The sequence below is a fragment of the Paraburkholderia sp. LEh10 genome (assembly GCF_017814945.1).
Taxonomy (GTDB): Bacteria; Pseudomonadota; Gammaproteobacteria; order Burkholderiales; family Burkholderiaceae; genus Paraburkholderia.
This window is the reverse complement of sequence record NZ_JAGIPX010000002.1, coordinates 239069-260276: the sequence shown is the minus strand read 5'-3', so window position 1 is coordinate 260276 and position 21208 is coordinate 239069. Positions and strand designations below refer to the sequence as shown.

At 64.3% G+C, this 21208-nt stretch carries 15 protein-coding genes and 1 pseudogene; 13 read left to right on the top strand and 3 right to left on the bottom strand.

Features of this window, described 5'->3' with window-relative positions; translation table 11 throughout:
• Positions 1-189: 189 nt before the first annotated feature.
• A complete protein-coding gene (locus J8I87_RS02825; protein ID WP_313063662.1) occupies positions 190-855 on the bottom strand; it encodes a hypothetical protein in 666 nt (221 codons plus the stop codon).
• 890 nt (positions 856-1745) lie between these two features.
• On the opposite strand from J8I87_RS02825, the gene J8I87_RS02820 reads away from it, so the two are divergent.
• From J8I87_RS02820 to J8I87_RS02800, 5 genes and pseudogenes are all read left to right on the top strand, one after another.
• Positions 1746-1907 (top strand): DUF1328 family protein, encoded by a 162-nt coding sequence (locus tag J8I87_RS02820; protein ID WP_209929914.1) that lies wholly within the window; start codon positions 1746-1748, stop codon positions 1905-1907.
• Between the two features lie 522 nt (positions 1908-2429).
• On the top strand, positions 2430-4343 hold the full coding sequence (locus J8I87_RS02815; RefSeq protein ID WP_209929913.1) for an AAA family ATPase: 1914 nt from the start codon (positions 2430-2432) through the stop codon (positions 4341-4343).
• 130 nt (positions 4344-4473) lie between these two features.
• A pseudogene (locus J8I87_RS44445) lies at positions 4474-4777 on the top strand (acyltransferase family protein); the annotation flags it as partial.
• Between the two features lie 205 nt (positions 4778-4982).
• Complete coding sequence (locus J8I87_RS02805) at positions 4983-5663, top strand: VIT1/CCC1 transporter family protein (protein ID WP_209929911.1); 681 nt, start codon at positions 4983-4985, stop codon at positions 5661-5663.
• Positions 5664-6319: 656 nt separating this feature from the next.
• Positions 6320-7702, top strand: coding sequence for a DUF1214 domain-containing protein (locus tag J8I87_RS02800; protein WP_209929910.1), 1383 nt, complete (start codon positions 6320-6322; stop codon positions 7700-7702).
• A gap of 368 nt (positions 7703-8070) precedes the next feature.
• Here J8I87_RS02800 and J8I87_RS02795 read toward each other — a convergent pair whose 3' ends face one another.
• Both J8I87_RS02795 and J8I87_RS02790 read right to left on the bottom strand, forming a co-directional pair.
• A complete protein-coding gene (locus tag J8I87_RS02795; RefSeq protein ID WP_209929909.1) occupies positions 8071-9057 on the bottom strand; it encodes a zinc-dependent alcohol dehydrogenase family protein in 987 nt (328 codons plus the stop codon).
• Positions 9058-9110: 53 nt separating this feature from the next.
• Entirely contained in the window at positions 9111-9443 is a 333-nt protein-coding gene (locus J8I87_RS02790) for a hypothetical protein (protein ID WP_209929908.1), read from the bottom strand.
• 314 nt (positions 9444-9757) lie between these two features.
• Here J8I87_RS02790 and pdhA point away from each other — a divergent pair, with 314 nt between their 5' ends.
• From pdhA to J8I87_RS45925, 8 genes are all read left to right on the top strand, one after another.
• The gene (gene pdhA, locus J8I87_RS02785) at positions 9758-10858 is read left to right on the top strand and encodes a pyruvate dehydrogenase (acetyl-transferring) E1 component subunit alpha (protein WP_209929907.1); all 1101 of its coding nucleotides are present in this window, start codon (positions 9758-9760) and stop codon (positions 10856-10858) included.
• Complete coding sequence (locus J8I87_RS02780; RefSeq protein WP_209929906.1) at positions 10851-11831, top strand: alpha-ketoacid dehydrogenase subunit beta; 981 nt, start codon at positions 10851-10853, stop codon at positions 11829-11831. The genes pdhA and J8I87_RS02780 overlap by 8 nt, the downstream gene beginning before the upstream one ends.
• A gap of 4 nt (positions 11832-11835) precedes the next feature.
• Positions 11836-12975, top strand: a complete 1140-nt coding sequence (locus tag J8I87_RS02775; RefSeq protein WP_209929905.1) for a dihydrolipoamide acetyltransferase family protein — start codon at positions 11836-11838, stop codon at positions 12973-12975.
• 568 nt (positions 12976-13543) lie between these two features.
• Positions 13544-15049, top strand: coding sequence for a trypsin-like peptidase domain-containing protein (locus tag J8I87_RS02770; protein ID WP_209929967.1), 1506 nt, complete (start codon positions 13544-13546; stop codon positions 15047-15049).
• Positions 15050-15297: 248 nt separating this feature from the next.
• Positions 15298-16536 carry a chromate efflux transporter gene (chrA, locus tag J8I87_RS02765; protein WP_209929904.1) on the top strand — a complete coding sequence of 413 codons (1239 nt, stop codon included), beginning with the start codon at positions 15298-15300 and terminating at the stop codon, positions 16534-16536.
• A 241-nt stretch (positions 16537-16777) separates the two neighbouring features.
• The gene (locus J8I87_RS02760) at positions 16778-17848 is read left to right on the top strand and encodes a LuxR C-terminal-related transcriptional regulator (RefSeq protein ID WP_245253655.1); all 1071 of its coding nucleotides are present in this window, start codon (positions 16778-16780) and stop codon (positions 17846-17848) included.
• A 203-nt stretch (positions 17849-18051) separates the two neighbouring features.
• Positions 18052-19836 carry an adenylate/guanylate cyclase domain-containing protein gene (locus J8I87_RS02755; RefSeq protein ID WP_209929903.1) on the top strand — a complete coding sequence of 595 codons (1785 nt, stop codon included), beginning with the start codon at positions 18052-18054 and terminating at the stop codon, positions 19834-19836.
• Between the two features lie 52 nt (positions 19837-19888).
• Positions 19889-21202, top strand: coding sequence for a phosphatase PAP2 family protein (locus J8I87_RS45925; protein ID WP_209929902.1), 1314 nt, complete (start codon positions 19889-19891; stop codon positions 21200-21202).
• Positions 21203-21208 lie beyond the last annotated feature (6 nt).

Here is a 21208-nt window from a genome sequence, read left to right as displayed (position 1 = left end):
CAGGACTTCGAGGCCGCTCGTCACTAGTCTTCCTGCAGGTCGCCGTGCCTTTTCGGCATTGTCAGTTCGGGTGGTGACGATGTGATCGGGCTTCGTCGCGCGAGCGCAAGTGCACGCGCGTGCAGGCAGCGCCTTCACGAGAAGGCGCTGCCTGCAAACGGGGCCGCTGTCTGCGAAGCCACTGCGGATTTAGCGCCAGGCTCCGTAACCGCGCCAGCCATAACCGTAGTAGCCCGACCGGTATACAGGCACCGTGGCCGCATACTGCATCGGCATCACGGGCGGGTTCACGTAGACGGGCTGATAGACGGGGACGTAATGTACGGGCGGCGGCTGGTACGGCTGAAACACCACGGTTTCGACTTCTTCCGGCGGCGCTTCGTCGTAGACGGGCGCTTGCGTGTAGATCGGCGCGGGCCGGTATCGCGGCCGTGGCGCGGGCGCTGGCGCTGGCGCTGGCGCATATTGCACGGACGCGGCGTCATCGTCGTAGGCGGGTTGCGCCTGCAACGGTTGCTGTGCAACGCGCGGCTGCGCCACACGCCTGACCTGGGCGCCTTCATCGCGCGGCATCTCCGCCGGCAACGGAGGCGGCTGCTGCGTGGACGCCTTTGACGCGCGCTTCAACTGATCCCGCAGCGATGCGTAGGTCTCGGCATCTTCTTTGGCGCGGGCGTTGTAGCCGTTGTGATAGGCGTCGGTCAGGTCCTTCATGCGCGCGTTGTTTTCCTCGTCGGCCGTCATCTGCTCCTCGCCCGGATCGAGCGATGCTTCGCTTACGCCGCCGTTGTCATAGGCTGACCGCGGCCCGTCAGCCCACGCGTGCACGGGCAGAAGGGCCGGGACCAAGGTCACGGTCACCGCCGCAGACCCGAGCAATGTCCTGATTCTCATGGTTGTTACCTCGCTGGTGGTCATTCACGGCAAAACACGATTGCGTACCGATGTCCGGAGCTGACGTGACGCCATCAGCCTCCCGCCGGAACATGCCGTACACACATGCTGCATCCGTGCGGTGTGTCATCCGGGACGATCGCAGGCGCAATTTGCGCGCAGCATCGTCCGCACGATCAACATGATGGGGATGAAGTTGCCAGCATTCGGTGGCGCGCGATGCGCTGTAGCACACATTGCGCGTCAGGTGCGGGTGAGGGAAAACGTGATGCCGGCTTGTGAGTCGTTTGTGTGACGGTCATCGTGCTGCCTTGCGCGTTTTGGCGGCGTGCCGTCAGCCGGTCATGCAGGCCAGCGACGCGCAGTTCACTGAACCGCCGCGGCGCGGCACGCTTGCGGCGCCCACGTGCCGCCGGGCAGCGCCTGACTCCCTATGGCATTGGGCTCATCACCCGCGATGACATAAGGATCACTGACGAAACGGTACTACGCACCCGGGATGTGTTTTCTTCCCCGCATAGTGTGATGCTCGTGTGTGCGCCCGAGCGCATTCGTGTGAACGCCGTCGCGCCCGCCCGCCGCTGACCCAGGCGCTATAGGAATCAGCGTCAGCATTCACCGCTCGAAACCTATATGAAGCGTTGCTCGACGCATGCGCTGCCTGCGGGAAAGCTGGGCGCACGCCGTGCTCGGCGGCCGGATTTGCCACGATGCGGACGTCTACTCAATCGGTGCATTCATCAGACATGAAAGCTTCCGTTTCGCTAGTGATAGGTACAAGGCTTGCTCCGGTGGTAACACGTCGCCGCGCGAGCCGCTCGGGACCATCACTCAGCAATGGAGGCTAGATCATGCTTTATTACGCTTTGGTTTTCTTCATCATTGCAATCATCGCTGCTGTATTTGGCTTCGGCGGAATTGCAGCGGGCGCGGCCAGCATTGCAAAGATCCTGTTCTTCCTGTTCCTTATCATTTTCATCGTGACGTTGGTGATGGGCCTCGTGCGACGCTGATATTCATCGAATCAGGCAAGCCCGGCCAACGCAGGTTTTGCGGACCGCATGCGCGTGCATGGGGTCCGCGGCTTTTGATCTCCATCATTTCGCGCTGCAAACCGAAAATCGTTCGGCCGTGCAACACGGCTTACGTGAACATGATTGCGCGACGGATAAGTGTTTTGTCGAACGCACACCAATGCGTCCATGCTGATGCGGCCCGCGCCGCGCCGCATCAGCAGGGCGATTGCGCGTATCAGCCCTGAAATAAGCGCCTTTCTGGCGTTTTGGAAAAAAGGCTAAGCCTGGGCATAATGCGAGATGTGCACCGCGGTCGAAAGAGGGACACATACGCGTGTCTTTTTTACCGACCGTCATTGCAGTAAAGAGCTGGTCCCTTCCTCGCTCGCGGCTATGCTTCCCGTAGCCCAGCCCCAATTCCGCCCAGCCCTGTTGCGCGCGTGATGCGCGCGGCGCTCCCTATCGATCGTCCACGCAACGCGTGAAGGCCGCGATGTGGCCCGTTTTAGGAATCAACTGATGAAACCGGCAAAGAATACGTTCTGGTCCCGATACGGCCGATATGTGACTCTTGGCGTGACGGCGACGGCATTCGCGGTGCTTTTCACGTTTGTGCATCTGCGCCGTCAACAGGCGGACGTCAAAAGCATGCCGGCGCTCACGGGCATCGCCAACGAAATGCGCAAGGACACCTCGGCATGGACGCATCAGGAACGGGACGCGTCGGAGATGTTGCGGGACATCCGGGGGCACAACGTCGCGGCAATCGGCGTGAGTCCGAATGCGATTCTCGTATCGACGGACGACGGCGCGAAGTACTACGTCACCGATCACAACTCGGCATTCTCGAATGCGCTGCTGCTGGGCGAAATGAAAGCGGACGCGCGCTCGCCGTATCAGCTCGTATGGCTGCCCGATGCGAACGTTCATACTGGCTCCGCGCGCTGGGCTGACGCGTTCGACAAGACACGCGACATCATCAGTCTGCTGCTGCCGCTGCTGCTGATCGGTGGACTCGCGTGGTTCATGCGCCGTGAAATGACGGGCGGCGCGCGGCTCCTGGAAAAGACCCCGGCGCTGTCGTTCGACGACGTGATCGGCGCGGGTGAGGCAAAGGCCGCGCTTGCCGATATCCAGGCCTATCTGACCAACCCGAAGCAGTTCACGGGCCTGGGCGTGCGCGCGCCCTGCGGCATTCTCATGACGGGCGGTCCCGGCGTCGGCAAGACGCGTCTTGCGCAAGCGCTCGCGGGCGAGTGCGGCGCGAACTTCATTTCGATCACGGGCAGCTACTTCAGCGCGAAGTACTACGGCGTGGGTATCCAGAAGGTCAAGCACCTGTTCGAACTCGCGCGCAAGAATGCGCCGACGGTCATCTTCATCGACGAAGCCGACGGTCTCGCGAAGCGCACCGACACGGGCGGCGGCCCCGTCGAGGCGGAGAGCAACCGCATCATCAACCAGTTGCTCGCGGAAATGGACGGCTTCGCATCGAACGAGGGCGTGATCATCGTGGCGGCGACGAACCATCCGGACAATCTCGACGAAGCATTGCGCCGGCCCGGCCGTTTCGATCGTACGGTGCAGGTTCGTCTGCCCGATCTCGAAGATCGCGCGGAGATCATCCGCTTCTATGCGGAGAATCTGACGTCGAAATCCGATGACATCGACTTCAATCAGCTCGCGCGGCTGACTACGGGCCTTTCGCCCGCGACGCTGGCGATGGTCGTCAATCAGGCTGGGCTCGTCGCGCGCAAGGCGGGCGATGACGAGGTCGCGTCGCGGCATTTCGTCGAAGCCATCAAGATTGCGCGCATCGGCGACGTGAATGGCGCGGAGCGCGCGCTCACGGAAGAGGAGCGCACGCGCATCGCCGTTCATGAGGCAGGGCACGGACTCGTGGCGGCGCTGCTCGGCACGGGCATCCTCGAAGAGGTGACGATTCTGCCGCGCGGCGGCGCGCTCGGCGTGGCGCTGATCACGAAGACACAGGACAAGCACCTGTACCGCGAAACCGAAATGCGCAATGAGATCCAGGTGCTGCTGGGCGGGCGCAATGCCGAGCTGCTGATGTTCTCGGAAGCTTCGAGCGGTGCTGCGCAGGACTTGCAGGAAGCATCGCGGATCAGTCTCGACATGGTGTCGAAGTTCGGTTTCAACGCGGACGGCAATCTGTTCAGCCTTGCCGCGCTTCCCGCGCAATATGCGGGTCTGCAGATGAAGAATGCGATCGGGCACGCGAATATCCTGCTCAAGGACCTGAATGAAGCGTGCTACACGCTGTTGAGCGATAACGAACCTGTGTTGCGCGCGATTGCGAACCAGTTGCTCGAATCGGAAACGGTGCCGGGGGCGACCGTTTATCGGTTGATCGACGAGCACAACGCAAGCAGAGAAGGATTGCATCTGGCGCAGCAACCGGCGGCCGCCTGACAGATGCGCGGGCGGATTGCCCGCGCGAGCCGGATCGATTAAAAGAAGCGGGAGCTTACGCAAAGCACTGTTTGTCCACGCACCTCGCGGCCTTTGACAGGGCGCAGCCAGAACGCGAGAAGGACAGTCGATGGTGCAAGGACGCGTTGCCGCGCTCGACGCTGGCCGGGTGCTCGCATTCGTCGGGGTTGTCGCGGTACACCTGTCGTTTTAGTTCCCACCCTGCCGCATGCCGTCGCGACGCTGGCCCGCATGGGCCAATACGGCGTGCAACTGTTCTTCGTGATCAGCGCGATCACGATCTTCATCACGCTCGAAGTCGATCACGAGCGTTGCGCGGATGCGCGTCATGTCCATTGCGTTTCCATATCAAGCGCTTCTTTCGCGTCGCGCCGCTGTATTACGCGGCCATCGCCGTTTATGGGCTGATCAGTTAGGGCGCGACGCAGTCGGGCTATGAGCGTGCGTGGGTGCCCGGTGCACACGGTCCCGTCGCGCAACGAGCTCGATGCAGGGACGCACGTCCGGCACGCGCAAGCGCCGGACGTGCGCCTTTGGTCCAATATCGCCGCCGGGGCGAGACGCGTAGCATTCGTATAAAAGGAGAACACGGCGGCAACCGCCACGACAGGAGGCCATATGAACACAACGACGCTGGCCGACGGGCATGAACCCGAAGTGCGCGAGCCGGTGCTGGATACCGTCGATCGCGTGTCGGAACTGTGCTTTGGTCTGTTCATGGCGCTGACGTTTGTCGGCGCGGTATCGGCCGTCACGGCGGGCGAAGACGCGGGCCGCAAGATGCTGTTGTCCGCTTTGGGATGCAACCTCGCGTGGGGCCTCGCGGACGCCGTGATGTATCTTGTCCGCACGCTGACCAATCGCGGTCGCCGCCTCTCGCTCGCGATGACGGTGAAGCGCGAACAGGATCCAGCCGCCGCTGTTCGTGCATTGCGCGATGCATTGCCAAGAGCGTTTAAGCCGCTGGTCGCCGACGCCGAACTCGAGTTGATCCGTGCGCGTCTCGCCGTAACACAGACGCTGCCCGCTCGTGCACGCTTCATACTCGACGACTTTATCGGCGCGCTTGCTATCTTCCTGCTCGTGGTCGTATCGACTTTTCCGGTTGCGTTGCCGTTTGTCATATTCAAGGACGTCGCGACGGCGCTTGTCGTGTCGCGTGTGCTTACGCTCGTGATGCTGTTCGGCGCTGGTCTTGCGCTCGGGCGTGTTTCGGGTGCGAGTGGGGTGAAAGCGGGTCTGGCGATGACGACACTGGGCGTCGTGCTGACGATGGCGATCATCGCGTTGGGCGGCTGATGCGCCGGCGTCGCATGGCTCGACAAGGGGCGCGCCGCCGGCTACATCCCGGATTTGCCAAAGCGACTGCAAACAGCTTCGGCATGGCCGTCGTCACCGCGGCGGCGACGTGTAGCGTCGGCGATGGCCATACGCTTTTTGATTCAGATCATCTCGAAGCGGTTCATGTGCACGATGGCCTTCAGGCTGCTCGGCGATGCGCTGTGGCAATCGCGATTCGCGGGGACTTTATGGCGCTTGCCGGCCGGAATGCCAGGTCGCAACGTCGAGAACCGCATTTAGTCTTCGATACGCCGTCCGCGAGCCCACTACGCGTTAGCCTGAGTTCGGCCGACTCGTTGCGCTAATCGATCATGCTCCGCAAATTTTTCAATGCCTCATTCATCGAATTCGGTTCCGGCAATGCACCGGTAGCCAGACGCGAATGAGGAATGCACAAGATTCTTGTGTTTGCAGATTGATGCTCGTCATCCCCCTATCTTCGAGGGGTGGCGAATGCGTCACCTCGACGTCTAAGGTGTCGAGACCGAGCGTTTGCGGCCCGAAACCGGACGTTCCCAAAACCAAACCTGCTTCCGGTAGCGGCAAACTTTCAGGGAACGTAAAAGGCAGGGTTAGCCCAATAAGTGCGACGCGTCTACAAGCTAGGGAGTTTCATGAAACCGCTTTACCGATTCATCTTCGCGGGTGCGACTGCTGCGGCGATCGCCGCCCTTTCTCCGGCTTCGGCCCACCAACAGGCTGCGGGTGTCGTAACGGCAGCCCGGGCGGCGGACGCCGATGCCGCAAGCACGGCTCACGTCACCGACGAGCAAATCAGCCAGGCGTACGTCTACCTCCTGGGCCGGTTATTGGTGACGCGCCAGCAGCAACTCGACTTCCAGGAAGGATTCAAATGGAATGAGCTGTTGCATCGTAAGCCCGGTGCGGTCGACTGGCCGAATCCGAATCTTGACGTCGCGTACTCTGAGGCGTGGCTTGCAGTAGACGAAAACAGTTGCACGATCATCAGCGTTCCGCAGATTAGCGGACGCTACTATACGGTGCAGATTCTCAGCGGTTGGGGAGAGACACTGGCCAACATCAATGAGCGTGTCTTTCCGCAAAAGACGGCGGGTGACTTCGCGCTCTGTCTGAAGGGTGCAAAAGTCACGCTGCCCTCCAGCGCGACGCGTATCGATCTGCCCGTCAAGTACGCCCGGGTGCTGACACGCGTTGCGCTTGGTGCCGATCCTGACACGGCGGTGGCATTGCAGCATCAATTCAGGCTGACAGCCACGGGCGCCCCTGAGCTTCCGTCTGTCCCCAAGACTCCTATTTTCGGGCTGGAGGCGTTTCCTGGCGTGGAGGCATTTGACGCGGCGAACGTCGCGCTCGATAGCGACCCGGACAGGAACCCGGGACTGGAGTCCATGCAGGCGTTGGCGCGTCGCGTGGCCGCGGCAGCTCAGATACCAGAGCAGCGCAACCGGATTGATAACGTAATACGCACGAAGGCGTTCCGTGACATCGCCGAGGGCGGCAGGATCATCGGGCATGGAACGGTGCAAGACGGCTGGGCTCGGCCCGGCGTCGTCGGCGAGTATGGTATCGACTATCTCACCCGCACACTCGTCAATTACCGGGGCATCTGGGCCAATATCAAACCGGAGGTGCTTTACTATCGAGGCGCCGCTGATTCGACTGGCGCTGAACTCAACGGCGATCATGTGTACACGTTGACGTTCCCGAAGGATGCATTGCCGTCGCGCTTCGCGAAATATTTCTGGTCTGTCATAGCGGTGGATAGCACGCGCTTCCGGGTGCTGCCCAACCCATTGCAAAAGTATCTGATCAACGAACAGTCGGGCCTGACCTACGGGCCGGACGGATCCCTGACGCTGTATTTCGCCGCTCAAAAGCCAGCGAACGCACCCGAAGGAAACTGGCTGCCGACGCCGCGCGGCGTCAATTACCGGCTAACGTTCCGCTACTATGGTCCACTTGATGGCGTAGCCAACGGCACTTACTACCCGCCTGCGCTGGTCAAGGTCCAGTAGTTCCAGTAGTAGACAAAGGCACTCCGTCCGGTTCATAGCCATCCCTACTGACCAGGGCTAGCCACTTTGAGACCTCGATGGCTACTGATGGGAAGTTATATCTGGGACTGCCCATTTCGTGCCCGCTCCAGCCGGCTATCTGCCGCTGGAGCATCGGATCGACCCATGACGGCAACGGTTGTTGCCAACTGGCAAGTCCAACATGGGCGTGCTGTCGCTCGAACGGCTGACGACACACACAAGCCGCTTAGATCTTCTGACGATGCGCGCGTGCCCGTCGCCTCACGATCCTCCTTCGCAGCCGCAGGAAGCAGCGCAAGACCCTGCCATCCCGTCCCGCGCCGCTCGAACGCCGGATTACCCGCGCTTTAGCGCACCATCAAAACGGCCGCACCCGACACGCGTCCCGCGCGCAGATCGTCGAGCGCGCGGTTCGCCTCAGCGAGCGGATAGCGTGTGACTTCGATATCGAGCTGCATTTCGCCCGCGATCTTCATGAACGCTTCGCCATCGGCGCGCGTGAGGTTCGCGACCGACACCACGCGCCGCTCGCCCCACAGAAACGCATACGGAAACGCCGGGATGTCGCTCATGTGGATGCCGCCGCAAACCACGACGCCGCCCTTGACCACGGCCTTCAGCGCGGCCGGCACGAGCGCGCCGACGGGCGCGAAAATCAGCGCGGCGTCGAGGGGATCGGGCGGCGCTTCATCGCTGCCGCCCGCCCATGCCGCGCCGAGCCTGCGCGCGAGCTGCTGCGCCGTGGCATCGCCCGCGCGCGTGAACGCATAGACGGCGCGCCCCTGATGCCGCGCGACCTGCGCGACGATGTGCGCCGCCGCGCCGAAACCGTAGATGCCGACGCGCTTCGCGTCGCCCGCCATGCTGAGCGTCCGGTAGCCGATGAGCCCCGCGCAGAGCAGCGGCGCGGCTTGCGCGTCGTCGTAGCGCTCGGGCAGATGCAGGCAGTAGCGGCTGTCGGCGACGACCTGCTCCGCGTAGCCGCCGTCGAGCGTGTAGCCGGTGAACGCCGGGTCGTCGCACAGGTTCTCGCGGCCGCTCGCGCAATATGGACAAACGCCGCAGGTTCTGCCGAGCCACGGCACGCCGACACGGTCGCCGATCTCGAACTTCGTCACGTCCGCCCCGCGGGCCGCAACCCGGCCGACGATCTCATGCCCGGGAATGACGGGACGCTTAGGCTCGCTCAGTTCGCCATCGACCACATGCAGATCGGTCCGGCATACGCCGCATGCGAGCACGTCGATCAGCAACTCGCCTGCGGCGGGCGTGCGTTCGGGCAAATCGCGCTCGGCGAGCACAGGGCTCGAACCGTCGAAAACCATTGCGCGCATGTTCGCTCCTCCTCATACGTGACGGGTGGCGGGTGCAGCCGGCGCGATCGGCGTCACGAGCGCGCTGCGGCGCTTTTGTCCGTCAACCGCCTGTCGCGTTCAGCCGACCCTTGCTCGGGCGCCGCAACCATCGCGAACCACGGTTGCCAGGCGCGCATCCACATGCTCCATAGCGACAGCGGCGATAGCAGCGAAAACGGAGACAGCGCAGACAACGGCGACGCAGCGGAAAGCAGACCTGGCTGCAAGAACCACTGCGCGGCCGCTTCGACGGACGGCACGGCCGTGATGTGAATCGCGACGCTTTCTGCGCCCGCCTCGGGCAATTTGCGCCGCGTGATTTCGACATCGACGGTGGGCAGGTGGGCGGTGAGTTTCGTTTCCATGCTCGATCTCGCAATGAGGGTTGGCGGTGCGGCTAGCCGTATTGTGCCGCGTTTGTCGAACCTTTTCGTGAAGCACCGCGCGTGCCCGAAGCGCGCGGGGCGGTACGCGCGCTGCAGCGCGTTTTGCATTGCGACAGACCCGCGCCGCGACCGACTACGTGTAAACGATCAACCCACGAAACCCGCACCATTCGCGTGTTTCCACTGTCCAAGCATAAAGCTTGCTGCTCGGAGTGGAGCGCGAGCCGGATTTGCGCGTGCTGCGTGCGAGTCCAGGCACGTATTCGACATCTGAAAGAACAAGGAGGGCGGTCATGACCACGGCTGCCAGTTTCCACATCGGATACACGCAATACCTCGGTGCCGACGGTGTCGCCGTCCAGCCGTTTCCGGCCTTCGCGCGCGACCCCGCGGCGCTGCTCCCGCTATATCGCGCGATGGTGCTCACCCGCGCGTTCGACACCAAGGCGGTTGCGTTGCAGCGCACCGGCAAGCTCGGCACGTTTGCATCGTCGGTGGGGCAGGAGGCGATCGGCGTCGGCGTCGCGAGCGCGATGCAGGCCGACGACGTGCTGTTCCCTTCATATCGCGATCACGCTGCGCAATTGCTGCGCGGCGTCACGATGACGGAAAGCCTGCTGTACTGGGGCGGCGACGAGCGCGGCAGCGATTTCGCCGTTCCGCGCCTCGACTTTCCGAACTGCGTGCCGATCGGCACCCAGGTGTGCCACGCGGCGGGCGCGGCCTACGCGTTCAAGCTGCGCGGCGAGCCGCGCGTCGCCGTTGCGATCTTCGGCGACGGTGGCACGTCGAAGGGCGACTTCTACGAGGCGATGAACATGGCGGGCGTCTGGCAAGCGCCGCTCGTGCTCGTCATCAACAACAACCAGTGGGCGATCTCGGTGCCGCGCAGCATGCAGAGCGCCGCGCAGACGCTTGCGCAAAAGGCGGTCGCGGCGGGCATCGACGGCTTGCAGGTCGACGGCAACGACGTCATCGCGATGCATCAGGTCATGCATGCAGCGCTCGCGAAAGCGCGGCGCGGCGATGGCCCGACACTGATCGAAGCGCTCAGCTATCGTCTCGGCGACCACACGACGGCCGACGATGCGACCCGCTATCGCGAGCCGGAGCTGATCCGCAAGCAGTGGGAGTACGAGCCGCTGCTGCGCCTGCGCACGTATCTGATGCGGATGAATGTGCTGGACAAAGCGCAGGACGAAGCACTCGGCAAGGCATGTCATGCGCAGGTCGAACAGGCTGTCGAAGCGTATCTCGCCGTCGCGCCGCCCGAACCTTCGGCGATGTTCGATCACCTGTACGAAACCTTGCCGCACGCGCTGCGCGACCAACTGGCGAGCGTCGAGCGGTTCGCGCCCGTTGCGGCGAACCGGCGGGAGAACGGCCATGGCTGATCTGAACATGGTCGATGCTCTCAACCAGGCAATGGCCTACGAGCTCGAACACGATCCCGCCGTGGTGCTGCTCGGCGAAGACATCGGCGTGAACGGCGGCGTGTTCCGCACAACAGCGGGATTGCAGACGCGCTTTGGCGCGCAACGCGTGATCGATACGCCCCTCGCCGAAGCGGCGATCGCGGGCACGGCGATCGGCATGGCGGCGATGGGCCTGAAGCCCGTCGCCGAGATCCAGTTCAGCGGCTTCGTCTATCCGACGATCGATCACGTGTTGAACCACGCATCGCGTCTGCGGCATCGCACGCGCGGACGCCTTGCCTGTCCGCTCGTGATCCGCTCGCCATGCGGCGCAGGCATACACGCGCCCGAGCATCACTCGGAGAGCCCCGAAGCGCTGTTCGCGCACATCCCCGGCTTGCGCGTCGTCACGCCGTCGTCGCCGGCGCGCGCGTATGGACTGCTGCTCGCCGCGATACGCGATCCCGATCCCGTGATCTTCTTCGAGCCGACGCGCCTCTATCGTCTGTTCCGTCAAACGGTGGACGACACGGGTGAGGCGTTGCCCCTCGACACCTGCTTCACGCTGCGCGACGGCTCGGACGTGACGCTGGTAAGTTGGGGCGGCGCCGTGCAGGAGGCGCAGGCGGCCGCCGAACTGCTCGCGCAGGACGGCGTGATGGCCGAAGTGATCGATGTCGCGACGCTCAAGCCGATCGACATGAACACGATCCTTGCATCCGTCGCGAAGACGGGCCGCTGCGTGATCGTGCACGAAGGCTCGCGCACGGGCGGCATCGGCGCGGAGATCGCTGCGAATATCGCCGAGCGCGGGCTTTACTCGCTGCTCGCGCCCGTGCAGCGCGTCACCGGCTATGACGTCGTGGTGCCGCTGTACCGGCTCGAAAGTCATTACATGCCCAGCACCGTGCGTGTGGTCGCCGCGGTGAGGCAGGCTCTGGAGGCGTCGTGAAGCTATGAAGATCTTCAAACTGCCCGACTTGGGCGAAGGCTTGCAGGAGGCCGAGATCGTCGAGTGGCATGTCAAGCCGGGCGACGAGATTCGCGCGGACCAGCCGCTGCTGTCCGTCGAAACGGCGAAGGCGATCGTCGATATTCCGTCGCCGCAAACGGGGCGCGTCGCGAAGCTGTTCGGCAACGTCGGCGACATCGTGCATCTGGGCGCGCCGCTCGTCGCGTTCGAAGGCGCGGGCGACGAAGCCGACGCGGGCACCGTGGTCGGCCATATGGAAGTCGGCCAGCATGTCGTGCAGGAAGCGCCTGCCGCATTGGGCGAAGGCATGGGCGCAGGCATAGGCGCGGGCATGGGCGCGGGCGCCGGCGTGATCAAGGCGATTCCGGCCGCGCGGGCGCTCGCGCGCAAGCTCGATGTCGATCTGTCGATGGTGACGCCGTCGGGACCGGAAGGCGTGGTCACGGCGGCAGACGTGCAGCGCGTCGCGAAGATACTTGGCGAGCTCGGTCCGCCCGAAGTGCTGCGCGGCGTGCGGCGCGCGATGGCGCAGAACATGGCGCGCGCGCAGAGCGAAGTGGCCGCCGCGACCGTGATCGACGATGCCGACATCCACGCATGGCCGCCGCATACCGACGTCACGATCCGGCTGATCCGCGCGCTCGTCGCGGGCTGTCGCGCGGAGCCCGGCCTGAACGCGTGGTTCGACGGCCATACGGGGCGGCGGCATGTATTGAAGAAGATCGATGTCGGCATTGCCGTCGATCTGCCCGACGGACTCTTCGTGCCCGTGCTGCGCGACGTTGCGCAGCGCGATGCAGCGGACTTGCGCGGCGGTCTCGACCGGATGCGCGCGGACATTCGCGCGCGCAAGATTCCGCCCGAAGAGCTGCGCGGCAACACGATCACGTTGTCGAACTTCGGCATGATCGCAGGCAAATACGCGGCGCCCGTAGTGGTGCCGCCAACCGTTGCGATACTCGGCGCGGGGCGCATCCACGAGCAGGTCGTCGCGGCCGATGGCGCGCCTGCCGTGCATCGGATCCTGCCGCTGAGTTTGACGTTCGATCATCGCGTCGTCACGGGCGGCGAGGCCGCGCGCTTTCTTGCAGCGGCCATTGCGGATCTGCAAGGCGCGCAGTAGCGTGACGCGCGAACAGTTTGCCGCCGCCGGTTTCATCGACGCAAAACTGGCACAAAACGATGACGCGTTTTGCGTGCTCGCGAGCAAGCCGTGAGGGTGTAGCAATTCGCGCTCATTGGTCTATCAGCGTACCGATAGGCGTGCCTTTGACGCATGCCAGGATTTGTACTCGCTGCAATTTGTTCGCCGTTTCCCTATAAATCAATCAGGACATGCGCTGCGTTCATTGCATCGGCCAGGCCGATGCGTGACGCGCGCGTGAGCGAACCGCTCGCGTCCCGATTGTCCATCGCGGGCAAACATGCATCCGTATTTCACGTCGGCTTCGATCCACCCAGACAAGCATAAAGGGTCCGTCGCGTCCATTCGCGCTCGCAGCTCGATCGTTCTCCACGCGATGGCTGTCCGCGTTGCCTTCCCTTTTCGGAATCATCGGTGTGCTGTGTCACAGTCGCCGGCTGCTGCGCGCGAAATAATCTCTTCACAGTGCCTGGCAAAACGACCGCCATGGAGGTGCGCTGTGTTTCACTCGACCCTATCCCGCTGCTGGTTCTACACAGCCGTGACAATGGCATGTCTTGCCGCTTGTCCGTGCGCCGAGGCAACGGCGATGGCATCGACGGTCGCCGCTGCGTCCGTGCCGCAGCCCGCGTCGTCGCCGGCAAAAGAGAAGCACGCGGCATCCGCGAACGCGAGCGCGCCCGTCGACTTCCCGGTCATCGTCGAGCGCTATGGACCCGCTGTGGTGAACATTCGCGCGACGGTACAGGAGAAGGCGCCGGCGGGTGCCGCGCCTGCGCCCGCATCGGGACCGGGCTCGGAAGCCATCGATGGCGACGACCCCGTCTTCGCGTTCTTCAAGCAGACCATGCCGCAAGGGCAGGACAGCCAGAGTAGCGGGCTGCGCGCGACCTCGGGCGTGGGCTCGGGTTTCATCGTGAGCCCGAACGGTTTGATTCTGACGACGGCGCATGTCGTGGACCAATCGGACGATGTGACGGTGCGCCTCACCGACCGGCGCGAGTTCAAGGCGAAAGTCGTGGCCGTCGATGCGCAAAGCGACGTCGCCGTGCTCCAGATCGACGCGACGAAGCTGCCGGCCGTCAGGCTCGGCGACTCGTCGCGCGTGCGCGTCGGCGAGCAGGTGCTGACGATCGGTTCGCCCGACAGTTACCAGAACACCGTGACGGCGGGCATCGTCAGCGCGACTTCACGCACGCTCGCGGACGGCACCACGTTTCCGTTCTTCCAGACCGACGGCTCATTGAATCCGGACAACTCGGGCGGCCCCGTGTTCAACCGCGCGGGCGAGGTGATCGGCATCCACATGCAGGTCTATTCCGATAGCGATCGCTTCCAGAGCCTGACGTTCGCAATCCCGATCAATATGACCAGCAAGGTGCGCGGGCAGGTGCAGGCACAGAACAAGGATTCGCGCGGCAGTCTCGGCTTGCAGGTGCAGGACGTCGATCCGGGGCTCGCGGGTGCATTCGGTCTGCCGCGCGCGGCGGGTGCGCTCGTGATCGCCGTCGAGCCAGGCAGCCCTGCCGCCGCGAGCAAGCTGAAGCCCGGCGATGTGATCGTGCAGGTCGGCGATGCGCCGATCGAGCGCGCCGCCGATTTCGCCGAGCAGGACGCGGCGCTGCAGACGGGCACGAAAGTCCCCGTGAAACTCATCCGCAATCGCAAGCAGATGGCGCTGATGGTCAACCTCGCGTCCGGGTCGAATGCGGCCGCGGCCACGGGAACGGGCACAGGGACTGGGACGGGGACGGGAGCAGGCGCGGGCGCCGGCGTGGTGAGCGCGCTGGATCACCTCGGCCTCGTCATGCATCCGCTGACCGACGACGAGCGGCGCACGAGCGGACTCGCCGAAGGCCTGATGGTCGATGGCGTGACGGGGACGGCGGGCAACGCGGGCATCAAGCCGGGAGATATCGTGCTGTCGCTGAATGGCGAGCTGGTCGCGTCTCAAGACGAACTGGCGTCGCTTGCGGCGAAGGCCGGCAAGAAGGCGGCGCTGCTGATCCAGCGCAATCACGCGCGCAGCTTCGTGACCGTCGACCTCAAATAGGACGCAAGGACCAGCGGCGGGCATCGCATGACGATGCCCGCATCGCGGTCGGCGCATGCGAAGCACTCCGCCTGTCATCCGTCGTCAACCGTTCGTCATCCGCGCGATGCAGCGTGCGACGCTTCATGACGTGATTTCTCGCGCGGACATGCAGCGAAGCAAGCAGTTTGCGCTAAAGTGATGCGCGCCGCGAAGGCGCATGCGGCGCATGTCGCCTGTCCGCATCTCACGTCTGTCGACGAGCCCTTATGAAAAGTGAAAGCACGCCGCGCCGGCAGACGCGCGCAGGCACCGCGTTCGAAGTACTGTGTGTCTTCCTGCAACTGGGCTGCACCTGCTTCGGCGGGCCGGTCGCGCATATCGGCTACTTCCGGCGCGAGTTCGTCGAGCGACGTCGCTGGCTCGACGAATCGGTCTTCGGCGATCTGGTCGCGCTCTGCCAGTTTCTGCCCGGACCGGCGAGCAGCCAGGTGGGCTTTTCGATCGGTCTGCTGCGAGCGGGCTGGTGGGGAGGACTCGCGGCATGGCTGGGTTTCACGCTGCCGTCGGCGATCCTGATGATCGGCTATGCGAGTCTTGCCGGTCTGCTCGACAATGCGCTCGGCAAAGGCCTCGTGCATGGACTGAAGCTCGTCGCCGTGGCCGTCGTCGCGCAAGCGATCTGGGACATGGCGCGCCGCCTGTGCGCCGACCGTCCGCGCGCCGCCATAGCGCTCGCGGCGCTCGCCGTGCTCAGCGTGCTCCATACGGTGTACGCGCAGATCGTCGTGATCGGCGGTGGAGCGCTGCTCGGACTCGTGCTGTGCAAGACGTCCGCGGCGCAGCCCGCAGGCGGCGCGTCGCGCGATGCCGAGGCGTTTTCCCTGCCGCGTATTGCGAGCGTCGTTGCGTTCGGATTGTTCTGTGGGCTGCTGGCCGGCTTACCGGCGCTCGAAGCGCTTCGTCCTTCCGCGTGGACGCTCAGGCTGTTCGACGTGTTCTATCGCTCCGGCGCGCTCGTGTTCGGCGGCGGGCATGTCGTGCTGCCGTTGCTGCAGCAGGCGACGGTCGCAAGCGGATGGATACCGGCGAACGATTTCCTCGCGGGCTATGGCGCGGCGCAAGCCGTTCCCGGTCCGCTCTTCACGTTCGCGTCGTATCTCGGCTGGATCATGAGCCCGGCATCCCTCCGCGGGCTGGGCGCGCTCTGCGCGACGGCGGGCATTTTTCTTCCGGGCCTGCTGCTGGTCATCGCGGTGTTGCCGCACTGGCAAGCGTTGCGAATGCGCCCGCCCGTGGCGGCATTGCTCGCGGGGGCGAATGCCGCTGTCGTCGGCCTGCTTGCGAGTGCGTTCTATTCGCCCGTATGGACGAGCGCCATGCTGTCGGCAATCGACTTCGCGGTCGCCGTGATCGCGTTGCTGTTGCTCACGCGCTGGAACGCGCGGCCATTGCTTGTCGTCGTGCTTTGCGCGGCGGTTGGAGTCGTCGAGACGTTTCTGCACTGAGGTGGAGCAGGATGCTCTGCGTCGTCGGCGCGCATCGCCGATGCGACCGCTATACGCGCGCGCAACTGCGCTTGTATTGCTTTTGTCGAGCGCACATGACCTCGCGGCTTTGTCTTGTATCGCGCAAGACGCATCGCCGCGCGTCGCCTATAACGGTTAGCAGTGCGCACACGCTCGCATCGCGCCGCGTTACGCTTTATTCATATCAATCGGCCGATGCACGCATTGGACGCACGGGCGCATGAACCCTCGAACAATCGCAATGAACTTCACGCGCATGCTCATTCTGTTCGTCGCTCCCGCGGGCCTGTTTCGCGATGGCGTCGCGCGCCTTCTGGGCGACCTCGGCGAGCACATCGAAGTGCGATGCGCGGATTACGCATCGAACGTCTTCGAGAACGCGTGGCCCGCGGACCTGATCGTGGTCGACGGCGACTGCCTGCCCGACGCGCTCAGCGTGGCCAGCGCGTCGCAGCGGTTGAAGGCGGGGCTGCCCGTGCTCGTGCTGCTGACAGCCGTCGATCCGCAGACCGTCGAGCAGTTCATGTCGGCGGGCGTGGCGGGCCATCTCGACAAATCGGAATCGGGCAGCGCGCTGCTGGACGCGCTGCGTCTGCTGCTGGCGGGCAGCCGCTATCCTGCTTCGGCGCCGCCCGTGCTGGACCCAGCGGCGCTGCCGACGCTCTCCACTGACGTTGTGCGCGCACCCGAAGCGGGCGCCGACACCAACGCGCAAGTACTGACGCCGCGCCAGATCCAGGTGCTCGCGCTCGCTGCGCGAGGCGAAACCAACAAGTCGATTGCAAAGCAGCTGAACATCACGGAAGGCACGGTCAAGGTGCATCTGTACACCGTCTACAAGGCGCTGAAGGTCGGCAGCCGCGGCCAGGCGAGCGTGGCCGCCGCGCGCTTGCAGAAGATCGGCGACGCGCAGCTGCATCACGCGCTCGACGGCCAGCTTTCGGTGGGCCGCCTGCTCGCGTTCACGATGCCGACGCGCTTCAAGTCGGGCGAAGTGCTGTTTCACAAGGACGATCCGAGCGATGCGCTGTATTACGTCGTGCGCGGAACGGTGAGCCTCGTCGAAATCAATATCGTAGTGGGCCAGGGCACGATACTCGGCGAGATCGGGCTGTTTTCGCCCGATCACCTGCGCACCTGCACGGCGCGCTGCATCAGCGATTGCGAACTGCTGATGGTCTCCGCCACGGAAGCGATGCGCCTCTATTACCAGGACCCGGAATTCGCGACCTATCTGATCCACCTGATCACGCGCCGACTCGAAGCCGACAAGCTGCGCGCGAAGAATTAGTTTCATTCGCAGCGGTTTATTTACATACGCGATATCAATTGCCGTGCCGTGTTTCTGGAGTTTGAACGGCGCGGGTGCGCCGCAAAAAAGTCGGCTTTCAACGACATTTTTTGATCTATAACACATACCAGCCACAGGTCGTCCAGGGACGCCGGAGGCCCTCATTACCGCGTAGTTAGCCCTTTAAAAAAGGCTTGAAGAAAGTGACCGCAGATTCTTCCTGCTCATCCGATGGACTGGCCCGTGTCAGCCGCACGGTGCTGTTCATGGATCTGGTGGAGTCGTGCCGGCTGATCCAGGACAACGAGGTCGAAGCAGCCGGGCGGTGGCGCAAGTTCAAGGCGCACATCGAGAACGAGATCGTGCCCGCGCATCGCGGCCGCCTGATCAGGACGGAAGGCGACGGGCTGATGGTCACGTTCGTCGAACTGCGCGATGGACTCGCGGCCACGTTTGCGATCCGGCGCGCGTCGGACGAAGCGAACGCGGGCGTGCCGCCCGAACGACACATGCTGCTGCGCATGGGCCTGCATGTCACCGAGCTTTATGAAGACGAGCGCGACGTCTACGGGCGCGGCGTCAATCTGGCCGCGCGTCTCTACACGCTCGCGGGGCCGGGCGAGATCGTGGTCTCCGCGCAGGTGCGCGACCAGTTGACGCCCGAACTCGACGCGGATATCGAAGACCTCGGCGAATGCCACCTGAAGCACTTCGAACAGCCGGTGCGCGCGTACCGCATCGGGCCGCCCGGCCCGCGTCCCGTGATCGGGCCGGGCTGCGCGTTCCTGCCCGAGCTGAGGCCGACGATCGCCGTGATCCCTTTCGCGTCGCGCGGCGGCGAGGCCGAGCAGCAGGTGCTCGGCGAAGTGATGGCGGACGAGATCATTTCGTCGCTGTCGCGCACGGCCGAGATGCAAGTGATATCGCGTCTGTCGACCACCGCGTTTCGCGAACGCGACGCGACGCTCGACGAAATCAGCGCGTTTCTCGGCGCGCGCTATGTGTTGTCGGGCGCATATCGCACGTCGGGCGATCAGGTCGTGCTCGTCGTCGAACTGGCGGAGGCGAAGTCGCGGCACATCCTGTGGACCCAGAGCATCCGGGGCCGCGCGACGCACATCATGCTCGGCGAGGACGAACTGATCGACCGCGTCGTCGCCGAAACGAGCGGCGCGATCATCGATCGCGAACTGGAGCGCGCGCGCTCGCTGGCGCTGCCGACCCTCGCCAGTTCGACGCTGCTGATGAGCGCAATCGTGCTCATGCATCGCGGCGTCTCGCACGATTTCCATCGCGCGCGCGACATGCTCGAAGCGCTCATCGACCGCGCGCGACGGCAGGCGTTGCCCCACGCGTGGCTCGGCAAGTGGCATGTGCTGCGCTTCAATCGCGGCTGGACGGATGACCGCGTGGGTCAGGCACAGGCGGCCCTCGACTGCACGCGCCGCGCGCTCGACGCCGATCCTGAATGCTCGCTTGCGCTGACGATCGACGGCTTCGTGCATACGAACCTGCTCAAGCAGCTCGACATCGGACAACAGCGCTACGAACGCGCGCTTTCGGTGAATCCCAACGATTCGCTCGCGTGGCTGCTCAAAGGCACGCTGCTCGCATTCGAAGGCGAGGGCGAAGAAGCCGTCGATGCTACGGAGCGCGCGCTGCGCCTCTCGCCGCTCGATCCGTTGCGCTATTTCTACGAGTCGCTGGGCGCGACGGCGGCGCTGTCGGCGGGCCGCTACGAACGCGCCGTTGAACTGGCGCAGCGTTCGTTGCGCGTGAATCGAACCAACACATCGACGTTGCGCGCGCTGGCAATCGCGCAATCGCTGACGGGCGACCTCGATGCGGCGCGTCGGACCGTCAACGAGGTGCTTGCGCTCGATCCGACGCTGACGGTCAAGAGCTATCTCGAGCGCTCGCCTAGCGGCGCGTACAAGACCGGGAAGATATGGTCGGAAGCATTGCGGCAGGCGGGATTGCCTGCCTAGAAGAAGCGAAGTTGTGAATGCGGTGCGGGATCCCTGAGAGAGGAGGCCTATCGTGAGCGGACTTGGCGGTGCAGGAGGAGCAGGCGGTGCGGGTGGTGCAGGCGGCGCGGGTGGTGCAGGCGGCGCGGGTGGTGCAGGCGGCGCGGGAGGCGCGGGTGGCGCAGGCGGCGTGTACGATCAGGGCGGCGGCGGCATACCGTGCGACGGGCCGCTATTCGCCGAGGCGCTGATCGGGCATCGCGATGGCATTGTCGGCAGTTGGCGAACGCCGGAGCGGGTCACGCTGGACTTCGACGTTCAGAACTTCAAGGATCTCGACGACTATCGGCAACTCTGGCGATGGGAGCCGTGGGTGCGCGCGACCGTGTTCGATTTCGAACTGCTGTCGAGCCTGCGCTTCTCGATAGAAAATAAGGGAAGCGCGGACACCCATACGCAGCTATGGCACCGGCCATCGGCGCAGGGCGCGAACGACGTGAAGATCGTCAGCCTGAGCCGTCCGGACAAAGAGGTCTTCGCCAGACAGGCCGAGTGGCTCGACTTCTATGCGGACCTTCGTGAAGACCGCATGGCGGAAATCCTCTGCCAGATGGGGCCGCAAGTGGCCTTCTGGAGCGCGCTGATCTATCTGCATCCGAGCCGTACGCCGAAGACGATCGAACTGCTCGACACGGCCGTGCGTCTCGCCATCTTCGTGGAAATACGCTTCAAGCACGCGATCGCCGCGGCTCGCGCGCTCGAGTATTCGACGCAGGTGCAGCCGATGATCCAGACGCCGGGGCATGGCTCGTTGCCGAGCGGCCATTCGACCCAGGCGTTCATTATCGCTGTCGTGCTGTGCGCGCTTTTCAATCAGAAGCCCGGTTCCGTGTACTACCAGCAGGCGATGAGACAGGCGTACCGCGTCGCCGTGAACCGTACAGTGGCGGGCGTTCACTTTCCCATCGACAGCATCGCGGGTCACGTGCTCGGCACCGCGCTCGGCGAATACTTCGTCACGCGTTGCACGCGCAACATCGCGCCGCCTGTCCCGCCTCATGACGCGAACGACTACACGCGGCGCAACGACGGCCGGATCACGCCGCGCGCATTCAAGGGCAACGTGCTGTCGGCGACGGACCCCGCCGGCAATCCGGACTTCGACTATCACGAGCCGTTGAGCGACAACGATGTCGCGACGTATGTCAGCTTGCACAGCGGGATGACCGCGAACAGCGTGAAAGCGAAGTTCCCGTTCCTCCACTGGGAGGCGGCTGGCGCGGGCACGGCCGTCGATGGTTCGGACATTCTGTCGTGGCTCTGGAATCAGGCCGAGGGCGAGTGGAACGGCAACGGTCTCGCGAATACCTCATTCCCACCGGTCTAGATACTC